The following is a 15,216-nucleotide window of genomic DNA, read 5'->3' as shown; positions in this document are numbered from 1 at the left end:
TGATGACCATCCACGCGTCGCCTCAGCTGAACAACCTCATGTTCGTGCTCATCGGCGAGAAGTTCCTCCAGGCCGACGAGGACATGGCCTTCGCCAACGGCAAGCCGTACGAGCGGCTGGGCCGGCGGATGCGTGACCTCTCGGACCTGATCGAGCAGACCGCCGGTGGGGTGGGGCGCGCGCTGCCGCCGCAGGTCGGGAACAACTATGTGCGGGCGATGCACATGTTCCTCGACAGCGGCGGCGTCAACTACCTGAAGGACTTCGCCGACCAACTCGACGGCATCGGGCAGTCCCGCACCAAGTCCTCCATGGACATCATGGAGTCGAAGTGGCAGATCATCGCCGAACTGGTGCGGCTGCTCATCGAGTTGCTGGTCATCGCGGTGCTGTCCGCCTTCACCGGGGGTTCCGCCTCCAGCCAGGCCGCGGTGGCGAAGGCCCGCAGCCGGGTCGCCATTCTCACGCTGATGGAATGGCTGATGAAGAAGACGCATCTGATGCCGAGCCTCACCGAGGCGCTCGAAGAGGCGTTCACCACCTTCGCGGTACGGCTGGCCATGATGCTCGGTGCGCCCAAGGGCCGCCGCCCGCACGGGTTCGACTGGTCGCAGATCGTCCAGGACGGTGTCTTCGGCGCGTTCACCGGCCTGTTCCACGGCCTGCTGCACGACTTCGGCAAGGGCCTGAAGAACAACTTCAAGAACATCTTCGACACCCACAACCCGTTCAAGGACATCAGCGGCAACGGGAAGAAGTTCAACAACCACAAGTTCGACAACCCCGACGTCAACACCAAGCCGAACCCGAAGCCGACGCCCACCCCGAACCCGAAGACCACGCCCACCCCGACGCCGACCCCGCACGTCACACCGACCCCGACGCCCACACCGAAGCCGAAGAGCTTCGGCGACAAGGTGAAGCACGAACTCGGCGAGGACTTCGAGCACTTCCTCACCGAGGGCGGCGCGGAGACGCTCGGCGAGATCGCCACGGCGTCCATCTACGGCTTCCCCATCGACCCCCTGAACACGTTCCTGGGCGCCGGCCTCAGCTCGATGAGCGAACGCCACCTGGGCCAGGGCGCGGGCGCGATCGGCAACAAGTTCAACTTCACCACCCCGCCCCAGGTGAACACCCTGGGCACGGCGGACATCCCGGACGACACCAGCTCCGACTCCAACTCCACCTCCAACACCAACTCCGGCCCCGGCAACGACTCTTCGACGACCGGCCCGTCGTCCGACTCGACGACCACGTCGGGCCCGAGGCCCGTCAACACGACCTCGAACAACGGCAGTTCGTCGTCCAGTGGCACCCCCCAACGCACGTCCACGAACACCCCGCCGACCGAGTCCACCGACACGCACATCGACGACGTGAAGATCGACGGGGGAGACGTCCAGAGCAACGTCCCGCACGGGACGACGAGCACGTCCGGCGGGGGCAACTCGCCGTCTTCCAGTACGCCTACGACCCATACGCCGACGAGCAGTACGCCCACGAGGTCGCCGGAACAGGTCGAAGCAGGCGGTACCGACGAGGCGCAGGGGACCGGTCAGCAGGGCGGTACCTCGAACACCGGCGGCAGCCCGCACACCGTCAACACGCCGTCGGGCCAGGACACGGAGGAGCCCGCGCCGGGGAGCAGTACCGGTCAGCAGGGCGATACCTCGAACACCTCAACTCCGCTGCCCTCGCCGGACGTTCCGGTGGCGAGCGGGTCCAACACCAACGTCGCGCCGCCGACCACAAGTACGGGCACGGGCACGAACACGGGCAGTCCGACGTCCGGTTCCGGTTCCGGTTCCGGCACGCCCTCGCACGGCGCCGGCAACCCGCGTACTACGACAACTGGGCGCCCGGAGAGCACGACTTCCGACAGCACCAGCACAGACACCACGAACAGCACGGGCACGGAGGGCATCGACACCTCCCACTCCGATCCCGGCACCTTCGGCAACACCGACACGAACACCGGGACCGATACCAACACCAGCACCGAAACGAACTCGGGCACCGACCTGCCCACCCCCGTCGCCACCACCAGCAACACCGCGCCCCCCACGACCAGTTCGGCACCGGACACGACCCCCGCGCCCGAGGCGACCCAGCCGTCCCACACCGGTACTGCCACCCCGGCCCCGGGTACCGAGACGACCACCACCTCCTCCTCCGATGACACCGCCGTACCGGAGCCGAGCAGTACGCCCGACCCCGTCGCGCCCGTGGATCTCACCCCCTCCGTGCCGCCCAACTCCACGCCGGAGCCCGGCAGTTTCGAGGACGCTCGGGCCGGAGTGACGCCCTCGGAGCGCAGTCACACCTGGGTCGATCCGGTGTCGCGGCCCCTCGGGGCGGACGGTGCGCGGACGCAGTACGTGGTGCGGGCCGGGTTCGCCGTGCGGCGTTTCACCCATGACGGGGTGCCGGTCACCGATCTCACCGTGACCTATCGGCTCACCGGCAGCCCGGAGCTGGGGGCGCGGGTCGACGGGGTCCAGCAACGGTTGACGGACGGTGTGCAGCGGGTGTTCAACACCCCGGGGCACCGGCTGGGGGACGGGAGCCGACTGCACGTCACCGTCGTGCCGGCCGCACCCGGAGAGACACCGCACCTCGACGTCACGCTCACCGACCCGGTGGACGGGACACCGGCCACCCATCACTCGTGGCCGGCCGACATCTCCGACTCCGACCTGGCCCACGAGATCGGCCACCAGGTCGGCCTGCGCGACGAGAGCGGCTTCGACTCCGCCGCCCCGCAACGCGGCGGTACGGCCAGCCTGATGGGCGACCCCACGCGGTTCACGCCCGTGTCGGACCCGGCGTACGCGTCGGGTGGGCTGCGACCCCGTCACCTCGCACTGATCGGCACCCTGGTCGGCGATCCCGCGGACGACCACCGGGGTCCCGGACGGCGGGGACCGGTCCAGGGCGCGCCCGGCGCGGACCCGCCCGCCCCGGTCATCCCCACCGTCGACCAGGTCGATCAGAGCGACACCGTACCGACCCCCGTGGTCACCACGTCCACGCCCGTGCCGGGGCTGCACGACACGGACTCGCTGGACATCGATCCGGCGGACACGCACACCGACACGGAGACGGAGACCGTTCCCGCGGTCGTGCCGGTCCCGGACATCACCCTGACCTCCCCGGAGGGCGACACCACCCCGCCGACCGAGGTGGTGGTCGGCGGTGGCCGTCGTAGCGGCTCCTACCTCGGCGGCTACGGGCGGCGGCACGACGGCCAGTTGGGGCTCGTGCACGTGGAGCCGTTCGCGCCGGACGTGGTCGACGGGCTGCACCGCCAGGTGCTCACGGCGCTCGGCCGGCCCGCTCCGGGACCGAACGACCCCGTGCTCACGCAGCTCAGGGACGTGCTGTCGGCGGAGCAGATGGCGCTGAACATGCCGTATCTGCGCAGTCTCGGCGGGCACCGGATCGTCCTGGAGGTCGACGGTGTCGACCGCGACGTGGACGTACGACTGACGCTCGACGACAGGCGGCCGTCCGGACGGCAGGGCGCGCTCGACACGAGCGATCCCGACAAGCACGTGGAGCGGCGCGGGCAGGGCACCCGGGAGATCGTCTCGGCGCAGCCGTCCGGCACGTTCTCGACGATCCCGGTGCCGTGGACCGGTTCGGTACCGGTCGGCGCGGCGGGACCGGTCCGCGGGGTGGACATCGCGCTGGGCGCGACCATCACCCACAACCAGGCGGACGGTTCGACCACCGTCACCCAGGTCGTGCAGACCACCAGCGCCCAGCGCAGCAACGAGCCCTCCCGCGCCTACGACTTCACCGACAACTGGCAGGTCCGCGTGGACGCGCCGGCCCTGGGGACGGACGTGGCGAACGCGGGGGAGCCGACAGACACGACAGATACGGCCGACCCAACAGGCGTGGCGGATACGGCTGTTGTCGTCGCGAATCCCGATCCCGCCCCCGACTGGAGTCCGGCCGAGCAGCACGGGTCGGTCACCATCTGGTTCCCGCAGCACCTGGTGGACGCGGACAGCGATCCCGGCCAGGAGCTGCCCGCACCCGCCGACATCAGGACACTGCCGATCTACGGCGTGGACTCGGTGCTGCATCCGCGGCGGCTGTACGAGGGGGCCGCCGAGAACTTCCGCGACGACCTGGACGACACGTCGTCGGCGCAACTCGCGGACTTCCTTGCTGAACCGATCCTGCGGGGCACGTTGCCGATGCAGGTCGAGGGCGGGCTGTACTCGCCGGTGCTCACCGACGCGCACGGACGCGCGGTCGGCATGATGCGGCTGGACGCGACGGTCCGGGGGACCACCCCGGTGGCCAAGAGCCTCGACAAGAAGATCAACCTGGAGAGCCATGTCGTCAACTCGGTGAAGAACGACCAGAACACGTCGTTCAACAGCGGGGTGACCTTCACCGGCAGTGTCGGTCCGACCTTCACGACCGACCACCGCGCGGGACATCCGGACGCGTCCCACGGCATCGGCGGCACCGTCAACGGCAAGGGCACCGCGAGCCTCGCCGCGCAGAACGTGTTCGGCACCAGCAACCTCGCGGGCACCATGCACGCGGTGCGCACCAACCGCAGCCACCTGCTGACCGAGGCGGACGTCGAGTACACCCTCACCCTGATCCGGCCCGACGGCTCCATCTCGACCTATGCGCCCGGCACTTGGACCCACGCGCTCGATCTGCGCGTGCTCAGCGCCGAGGACGCGGCGGGGCACGCACCGGAGCCGGACGAAGTGCGGGTGCTGCCGCACGAGTTGGAGAACCTGGAGTCGATCGGCCAGTCCATCGCGCCGCTCGGGGTGGACGAGGGCGACGCGGATCCGCTGTTCGACGACGCGGAGACCTGGCTGCGGAAGCACGGCTTCCTGCCCCCGCCGGCGGACGCCCCGCGCCGGGGCCGACTGCCCGACGAGACGTTGGTGCAGGCGCAGTTGAACAACCTGCGGCGGTTGCAGGAGCTGCGTTCGCCGCTCGGGCTGCGCGCGGCGACGGACTCCATGGTGGACGGCGGCCACTCGCTGTTCCTGGAGATCCCCTCGGTGACGGGGCGGCGCCGGGTACGGCTGGAGCTGGGCGCGCAGCGCGACCCGAACCGGCCGGTGCGACACCGCACGGTGCTGCCCAACATCCAGGTCATGGGGCTCGCGCAGGCGGCCGGTGGCGGAACCTCCCGGCTCGGCAACACCTACGGCCTGGGCGCCGGGTTCGGCGGCGGCCTCACCGTGCCCACCCCGCACGGCGGCGCGTGGACCCTGAGCGGCACCGGCGACTACCAGTACGTCGGCCAGGCCACGCTCGGCAACACCACCGGCACCACGCTCGGCCACGACCAGTTCTTCATCGGCACCGGGCAGGACACCCACGAGTTCGGGGTACCGGCCCGTCTCACGCTCGACCTGTACGAGGGCCCGGGCCAGGAACCCGTGGCCCGGTTCGGCGAGGTGCCGCCGCCCGCCCAACACGGCGAGCCCGAACCGGAGTTGGGCCTCGGGGCGCCCCAGGAGAGAGGTGTCGCGGGCACGATCCGGCTGGCCGTACCGCACGAGCGCACACTGGCCGACGCGGAGCCCGCGCCGGACGGCGAGCCGTTCACCGTACGGCAGGTCACGCAGGAGGACCTGGACCGGCTGGCCATGACGGACCCGGCCGCCGGCGATCCGCACCCGGACGTCGTCCGCGTCCCGGACGACGCGCTGATCGACGTGGTGCGCGGTTCGGGGGCGCTCCAGGACGCCTTCCGGCGGATCGTCACGGGCGCCGGGATCGACCCCGACAGTGACACTGACAGCGACTCCGATGCCGGTGCCGACACCGACGCCATCCCGGACACCGGTGCCGACACCGACCTGGGTGAAGATCCGGCCGCCCCGCCCGCCACTGTCACCGTCCCACCCGGCCGCGTCTCCCGGCTGGTGGACAACTTCACCGGATTCCTGAGCAGTTCGCTGGTCGGGAGTCCGTTCGGCGACACCACCACGGTGAGTGCCGAGGCCCGTACCACCGCGCTCTCGCCCGGTTCGCTGGTCGGCCGGGGGCACCAGATCTTCAGCGGCACCTACGTGGTCGAAGGGCTGACGCTGCCCGGGCTCGGTGCCGACGGTCAGCTCGCGATCGAGATCCAGGCCGTCGCCCACACGCCCCACCTGACGCAGAGCGTGAACCAGTACCTGGAGACCGGCATCTCCGCCGCCGACTCGGCGCAGCAGCTCAAGGGCCTGGGGAAAACACACCAGTTCGGGCTGGGCGGCTCGGCGACCCAGAACAACCCGCCGACTCCTCCCGCGAGTTCGCGGCCGGCCGGCTCCCCGGCACCCACGCCGTCCACGCCGTCCCGATTCAACCCGTCCGGGCGCTACCAGTACGACCGCAAGAGCGACAAGTCCGACACCCTCACCAGCAGCACCGGCACCAACCGGACGCCCACCCAGTCGGGCCTCCAGCACCGGGTCACGGCCGACGTCACCTACCTGATCACCGTACGGTCCGGGCATCGCAACGTGGTCGCCAACTCCCTCGGGTTCGGGCCGGGGGAGACCGTCACGCTCGCCGTGGACGTGCCGCGCGGGCTCCAGTTCCTCATGACGGAGAGTCAACTCCGGCGCGACGAACGGTGGATGGGCGCCCTGCCCGAGCGTCCGGACGACCCGTCGACGATCGGTCTGACGAGGCCGTCCCTGCCCAACAGGTACGTCCACGACGGCACCCTCGGCCTGGCCGCGGTCAACTCGGTCACCGAGTTCTCCGACCGGGGAACGGGTACGACGCCGACCCCGCCGATCGAGCAGCGGGCCCGACTCCAGGACGACGCGAGGGAGTTGGTGGAGCGGTACGCCCCCGGTGTGACCACCCCCGGCCACGCCTCCTACCTGCCCGGTGTCGCCGCGCTGATCGCCGACAACACCGGTGTCGCCGGGAAGCGGGCGCTGATCGGGCGCGGCGGCGGACAGGCCAGGTTCAGCTTCCGGCACCACCGGTTCGGCGGCGCGGCCCTGGTCGAGGTGACGTTCTCGGCCCGCCCCACGAGCACCGCCGCGGACCGGGGCGCCCTGCGGGGCACCGCCGTACCGGGCGACAAGTCCGGTATAGAGCAGTGGGGTTCACACACGGCGGAGGGGCGCTCGCTCTCCTCCTCGGTGGGCCGGACACACCGTCTCACCGGCAACCCGACGGCCCGTTTCAGCCGCCCCGACGCCGACGACCGTACGGACCGGCTCGGCCCCTCCGCCACTGTGGTTTCCTCCTCCAGCAAGGTCGACAAGCAGGGCCGCACCGCCGAGGACCGGTTCTGGCTGCGTACCGACAGCGCCGCCGACTTCGACGGCCTGGACTACGAGTTGGTCGCCACGGTCCGCTCCACGCTGGTCGTCGACTGGCCGCCCAACGTGGTGGGCGCGCTGGTGCAGCGCGGGATCATCGCCTGGGACGACGCCGACGCGCCGACCCGCTCCTGGCTCAGCCGCACCCTCTCCGGCGAACTCGGCGGTCAGGTCCGGGTACCGGCCCGGGTGAGCCTGCGCTTCACCGGCAGCGAGACGGACGGCACCCGCCCCCCGCTGCCCGCACCCCCGCCGCCCGCGCTGTCCCGGGTCGACCCCCGCCAACTGCCCGCCGCGCAGCTCGTGTTGCGGGACGCCGACCTGTTCCATCCGACCGGCTCCGTCCCGGTCCAGGGCTTCGACGCGTGGAGCCAGCTGGCCACCGCCCTCGACCAGGTGGCCCCGGACACCGGGAGCAGCTGGCGTTCCGTGCCCGCCTCGACCTCCGACGAGAACGCGTCGGTACGGCTCGGCGAACTCATCCAGGCCGGCACGATCTCGCTGGACACACCCCGCCAGGTCGGCGGCATGCTGCCGACGATGCCGGGCGCGTTCCCGCTCCGGAACGCCCCGGACCAACGGCCCACCCTCACCGTCTCGTTGTACCGGCCGAGGGCGGTCACCGACGGCGGTGACGTGACCCTCGACCGGCTGCGGATCAGCACACAGAGCAGCAGCACGGTCTCCGGCGCCGACACCACCCTCGGGCTGTCGCTGCCGTTCGTCCTGAGCGCCGACGACCCCGACCGCAACCTCCTCGGCGCGACCCCGCCGGTGCTCCAACGGCCCGTGGACGCCAGCAACTTCGGCAGCGGAGTCTCCGGCGGGCGCCGCGACTGGCTCAAGACCGGCAGCACCAGCCTCCCCGCCGACGGCCGCGGTACCCGCAGCTACGAGGTCCGGACCGACGTCCACATCGAGATCTCCGGCCCCGAGGGCGTCCGCCATGTCACCGGCACGGCCACGATCCGCATCGAGGAACGCGACGCACTCGGCCACGGCATCACCGAACCCCGCCCGGTGCCCGGCGTCTACGACCTCCCGGCCCTGCTCACCGAAGGCACCGGCACCGCGCCGGAGGACTGGGCGACGACCCGGCCGGGGGACGTACGGACCAACCTGAACGCGGGCGTCGACCTCACGGACGACGGCTTCCAGCTCTGGGTGGCCACCGGCCCCGACCCGGACGGCTCCCGCCTGACCCTGGCCCTCTACGCCGCGTCGCGGGCGGCCCGGGACAACGGGCACCCGGTGGAACTGGTCACCCGGGGCCCGGAGGGTCTGCGCATCTGGCCCTTCGACCCCGACGGCACGCTGACCGGGCCGCAGGCGTCGGATTCCACCACCGGTGTCGCGACCCTGGACCAGGCCTGGGCGGACTTCGAGCGCGAGGCAGCCGCGTTCGACCGCGCCCAGGACGACCACACGGCGGCACTCGACGACGAACACGAGCAGCGGGGGTTGCGGCCCGACGCGCAGGACGCCCTGAACGACGCGGTCACCGCACTGACGGACGCGGCGGACAAGGCCCACCGGTCCGACACGGCCGCGACCACCGCCGAGCAGACCGCGGACAGGGCCGAACAGGACCTCCGCGACCTCGTCGACCACGAGAAGACCCTGACCGGCGGGATCTCCGACGCCCGCCGCGCGATCGGCCCGCTCACCGACGCGGTCTCGGAGGGCGAGCGCCAGGAACTACACCTCAGCGCCCAGGCCAAGACCGCCCGACGCCACCTGTCCGACCTCACCGCCCGCGCCGCCGAGGCCGCGAAGACGAGGGCCTCCGGCTCCGGTTCAGGCGACACGGACGGCGCTACGACGGTCGAGAGCGCGACGCCGGATACGGTCGCGCCGGGCACGACCACGTCGGACAGCGTCGCGCCGGACACGGACGTAGCACCCGCGCCGGAAACGGTCGTAGAACCCGCCCCCGCCGTAGACCCCCCTCTCGCCCAGCGGATCGACGAAGTCACCGCGCAGGTAAGCAAGTTGGACGCGGACCTCGCCGAGGTGCGGGACGGTCTGGAGCGGGACCGTGCCGCGCTCCGGGACACCCGGGCCGGTCTGGACCGTGACGTGGCGGCCCAGCGGGAGGCGCGCGCGCAGCTCCCCGGCGTGCGGGACACGGCCGGCACCCGGCGTTCGGAGGCCGACACGGCTCGTGGGCGGGCCGAGGACGCGGCCCTGGTCCACGAGGACGCACGGGAGAACCACGGGCGGGCGGCGCGGACGCTCGGCGAGATCGACGCGCGGATCGGCAACGCCCTCGGCCGGCGCGACGACGCCGCCGCGCGCCGGGCGGCGGCGGAGACCGCGCTGCCCGGCGCGACCGGCCCGGTGCTGGCCTCCGGTCCCTCGGCGCTGCCCACCTCCCGCACGACGCTGGCATCCACCACCCCGCGCTGGCCGGGCTCGGGCATCCCCCGCACGGCGGGTCCCTCCACCGGCAACGCACCGCTCCCCGGCGACGGCGACACCTCCGAGAGCGACAACTCGACCACCCGGAACGAGGATTCAGAGGACGAGGACGCAGCGGGAGACGACAGTTCGGACGCGGACACCGAACTCACCACCCCCGACCCGACGTCCCTCGTCCCGCCGAAGGACACCATCGGCGGGGACCAAGGCGGTGACCCGTCCGGCGCCCCCGGCACGACCTCCGCCCAGGACAGCGCGTTCGACGCCCTGGTCGGCAACACCACCACCACGTCCACCGACCCGCACAGCGCACCGGCGGACACGGACACCGACGCACCCGAGACCGACGCACCCACGACCGAGGAGAAGGGCAAGGGCAAGGCCCCCGCCCTGGACGACACCAACGGCGCGTCGCCCGGACCGACTTCATCCGACCCCACGTCCCCCGGCCTCACCGCACCCCGGCCCGCCGCCTTCCAAGTGCGGGCGCCGCGAGGGAATTTGGTGCCGACCCGCGGTGACGGCCGGTGCATGCTCTACACGTTCATCGGCACCGACCCGGCGCGGGTCCGCGACCGGCTGCCCGGATTGCGGACCCAGGCTCCGGAGACCTACGCCTGGCTCGGCGACCCGGGTCGAGTCCGCGCCGGGCTGGCCCAGTTCACCCAGTGGCGGCCGGGCACCCCGATGCCCCGGGCCGGCCACCACCTGATGCTCGCGGCCGACCAGCTGCGCATCCTCGCCGAGGACCGACTGCTCACCGCGCGCAGCGAACGCCCGCTGCCGCACGAGGTGGTGGGCCAGGTACGGCAGACGCTCGCGGGGTGGTTCGAGGGACGCACAGCGACCATGAACCGGCCCGAACTCCTGACGACCCTCGACGAGTACGGCATCACCGGGGTGACGGAGCCGGACCAGCTGGAGATCGACGATCTCCACACGCTCTACATCGAGGCGCTGACCGGCGACGACGCGATCGGCGCGCCGGATCCCAGCGTCCGGGACATGTTCGCGTACCTGCGCGACACCGGCCGAGTGCCCACGCTGGAGCGCCTCTCCGACGACCAGTTCCGCGGGCTGCTCGGGCACGGATACACCGTCAGCGACGCACAGTTCACCGACGCCGAACTGGCCCACGCGCTGGCCGCCGTCCAGAGCTGGTCCAAGTCGTACGAGAGCAACCAGGGCGAGTTGTTCCTCCCGCTGCTGGCGGACACCCTGGACGTGGCCGTCGAGGTACTGCGGCCGGACGCGTCGACGGGCCTCGGCACCGTCACCCGCGTCGGCTCACCCACGGCCACCCGCGTCCTGGAGGTCCACTACACGGGCCTGAACCACTACAACGCCACCGACGCAGGGCCCCTCACCATCGACCCGGCGACCATCACCCCGGCGCCTGCGCCCCGGGGTCCTGGGGACGCCAACAGCGTTCAGCCGGACGGGCGTTACCGTCCCGCGCCGATCCGTGAGGCCGACGAGGACCGGCCCGCGTCCCGTGTCGCCGACCCGGCGCCGAAGGACTCCTGGCACGGTCTGCGTCCGTATGCCCGTCCCGCCGTGCACTCGACCGAGCGGTTCGATCCGCACGCGGACCAGAGCAACCCGCCCCGGCCTGGCGCTCTCAGCGGTGCTACGACGCTCGTCCGTACCACCATCCGTCGTATCCAGGCCCCCAACGGCCAGTGGATACGGGACTACACGCTCAACCTCCCGGTCACCACGACGAACCCGGACCTCGCCCCGCAGCTCAACGAGCGGATCTCCGGCCTCCTGGACAGGCACCTCAACTCCGGTCTCGCGCTGCCCAGTTCAGGCGACCAGCTCCACATCAACCTCAACCTGATCGCCGACCCGGCCCACCCCGAGGCGATCATCCTCACCGACACCGAGAAGCCGGGCCGCGCCGACCAACTCCACCTGGACGTGGGCCATTCCGACGAGGATCTCCTCCACGAGGTCCTGCACTACCTCGGTCTGCCGGACGAACAGCGCGACAACGACTTCCTGTTGCGCAACCACCCGAACAGCACCACCGTCCGGACCACCGGCGTCATGGCCACCACCCAGACCCCTGTTCACATCCCGCACCGCTACCTCCGCACCATCGAGAACGTCACCTCCGCGGGGCCCCAACTCCACGACCACGCAAGCCAGGACGAGACCACCCCCGCCCAGAACCCCGACACCACCCCCATCCCCACCGACACCCCCCTCACCTGGCCCGCCTCCCACGCCCCGACCGCACAGCCGCCCGGTCCGGGCCGCTTCCAGTCGACGTACGTCAACACCTATGGGGCGCTTCCCGACGGGACCGTCGGGCTGGTGTACGCGGAGCCGTTCTCCGACGAGGTGATCGACGGGCTGCACCGCCAGGTCTACGAGGAACTCGGGCTGGACGCCGACAACCCGCCCGAGGCGGTGCGCGAGCAGGTGCGGGATGCGCTGACCCGGGAGAACCTCGCGCTCCAACTGCCGTATCTGCGCTCGAACGGCGGCCACCGCATCACCGTCCGGGTCGGCGGGCGCGATCGCACCGTCGACGTACAGCTGACGCTTTCGGATGCCCGGACCTCGCTGCGGCAGGGCCGTTTCGACCCGCGTGACGCGGACAAGCACGTCGAGCGGCGCGGGTTCGGCACGCGGGAGAACTTCTCCAGTCAGCCGGCCGGTACGTATCGCACGGTCCAGGTTCCGTGGACCGGATCGTGGCCGATCACCGCGCCGACGCCGGTGCGGGCGGTGGACGGGTCTGTGACGGTCTCGCTCACGCACAACCAGGCCAGTGACGCGACGACCGTCACCCAGGCCGTCCAGACCACCTCCGCCCAGCGCTCCAACGAGCCCTCCGATCCTGTGGAGTTCACCACCCACTGGCGGGTGCGCACCGACGCCCCCGGAGTGACAGCCGCGCCCACCGCCCCGGCGCCGGGCACGTGGAGCCGGCCCGTCTCGCACGGCTCCACCACGATCTGGTTCCCCCGGCACCTCACCACCGCGGACGCGGCTCATGGTGCGCTGCCCGCCCCCGCCGCGCCGACCGATCTGCCGCTGTACGGCGTCGACTCGGTGATCGACCCGAGGGCTCTGTACGAGCACGTCCACCAGGCGTTCCACGCCGATCTGGACGACACCGCCGCAGGGCAGGTCTCGGACTTCCTGTCCGAGCAGGTGCTGCGCGGCACGCTGCCCATGCAGATCGACGGCGGGATCCACTCGCCCGTGATCACCGACGCCGACGGCAACGCGGTCGGCATGCTGCGCCTGGTCACCACGCCGACTGTCGGTACCCCGTTGCGGCAGAGCACTCCGGGTCAGATCAACCTGGAGAGCCATCTGGTCAACACCGCGAAGGTGGACCTCTCCTCGAAGTACACCAGCGGCATCGGTCTCAGCGGCAGCGCCGCCGCCGCCCTCACCGGCGACCACAGCCAGGGACACCCGAACGCGTCGAGCGTCATCGGCGGCAGCCTCGGTGTGCGCGGCCAGGCGCAGGCGACCGTCACCAACACGTACAGCGCGAGCAGTTCCGCGGGCACGATGCACGCGATCCGCACCAACCGCGGCCACCTCCTCACCCCCTCCGGTGTCACCTACCAGGCCACGCTGATCCGGCCCGACGGCACCGAGACGGCGGCGCCTGCGCTCACCCAGACGCACGGCATGGACCTGCGGGTCCTGAGCAAGACGGATGCCACCGGGCACCCGCCGACCGCCGCCGAGACGCGTGAACTCCCCGCCTCCCTGGAGCGGTTGGACGGCATCGGGCTGAGCGCGGCCCCGCTCGACGTCATCGGCACGAACGACATGTTCGACGAGGCCGAGACATGGCTGCGCGACCAGGGCTTCCTGCCGTCCGCTCACGGCGTGGTGCGGAGCCACGAGCCCGAGCATCAGATCCGGCTGCACGCGCAGCTCAACAACCTGCGTCGGCTCAGCGAGGCCCGTTCCCGTACCGGGCTGCGTGCCGCCACCGACGCGATGGTCGACGGCGGGCACGTCCTGCACTTCGAGGTGCCCAACAGCACCGACACGGGCGTCCGTCGGGTCCGGCTGGTGCTCTCCGCCGAACGGGCCGCCGGGCAGGCCAGCACCCATCGCCTGGTCCTGCCGGGTATTCAGGTCATGGGTCTCGCTCAGATGGCGGGCAGCGACGCCGAGCAGCGCGGTGAGTCGTACGGCGGTGCGCTCGGGCCGATGGCGAGTGTCAGCGGGCCGCTGCGCAAGTGGGGGTCCATCGGGTTCGGGGGCGACTACCAACGCGGCCACCAGGTGACCCACGGCGACACCGTGGGCGGCGCGACCGGGCACGACCAGTTCTTCATCGCCACCAACCAGGACAGCCACGAGTTCGACGTACCGGTGCGGTTGGCCCTCGACCTGTACGCGGACGACACGGACGCGCCGACCGAGCGGTTCGGACGGAACGTCAACCGGGCGGCGGCCCCGGCCGTAACCGGTGCCCCCGTCGTCCCCGGTGCGCCGACCGGCGCACCGTCGACGACGGTCAGCGGCTCGCTGCGGCTGGCGGTGCCGAGCGGTCGTACCCACGCGCCCTCGGCGACCCCCGCGTCGCCCGCGCTCCGGGCCGACGGTGCGCCGCGCCCCACCAACCAGGTGGACCAGGCCCGGCTCGACGGCACCGACGCCACCACCGGTGCCCCGCGCCCGGAACTGGTGCGGATACCGGACGACGCGCTGATCGACACCGTGCGCGGCTCGGCGGCCATCGAGTCGGTCTTCCAGCGGGCGGCCACGGTCATCCGCAACCAGGCCCAGCCGGCGCCACCCGCGACCACCGGTACGGGCCCGATTCTCCCGGTCACCGCCCCCGCGACCACCGGTACGGCTCCCGCCCCCGCCGGGCCCGCGCGCAACGGCATCTCGCCGCTCGCCGGGCACGGGCTGACGGACCGCAGGACGCGTGCCGCCGAGACCCGGCACGCCGCGATCACGCCGGGCAGTCTGGTCGCCCATGGCCACGAACTGTTCAAGAACTCCTATGTAGTTGAGGGCCTGAGCCTGCCGGGCACGGTCGCGGACGGGCAGTACTCGCTGGAGATCCAGGCGATCGCGCACCAGCCCCGGCTGTTGGACACGACCCGGCAGTACCTGGAGACGGGTGTCTCGGCCGCCGACAGTGCCCAGCAGCTCAAGTCGCTCGGGAAGTCGAACCAGTCGGGCGGCACCGGGGTGGTGACCCAGAACCCGCCCGCCAAGTCGGCGGGGCAGGGCAACACCGGTCCGGAGTCGGACGGTTCGGTCTCCACCAGCCAGAGCGCGGGCAAGCCGGACAAGGACCAGTTCAACCCGTCGGTACGGTTCGGCAAGGTGTCCCGTACCGACACCGCCGACACGCTCTCCGCCAGTACGGGCGTCAACCGCACCCCCACCGAGAGCGGTGATCTGCACCGGGTGGTCGCCGACGTCACCTATGTGGTCACGGTCCGCGCGGGCTCCCGCACGCTCCTCA

The 15,216-nt window shown here is 71.8% G+C and carries 1 protein-coding gene (cut by a window edge); it reads left to right on the top strand.

The genetic code is table 11. The features are described 5' to 3' along the window. Positions 1-2: 2 nt before the first annotated feature. A protein-coding gene (locus OG226_RS14135; protein WP_329349146.1) for a hypothetical protein crosses the window boundary here: on the top strand, positions 3-15,216 show its 5' portion. 14,582 nt of this gene lie beyond the right edge of the window; the window shows 15,214 of its 29,796 coding nt (coding positions 1-15,214); its start codon is at positions 3-5; its stop codon lies off the right edge, out of view.

It is taken from the genome of Streptomyces sp. NBC_01261 (genome assembly GCF_036226385.1).
Lineage (GTDB): Bacteria > Actinomycetota > Actinomycetes > Streptomycetales > Streptomycetaceae > Streptomyces.
This window is presented reverse-complemented; position numbering and strand designations above follow the sequence as displayed.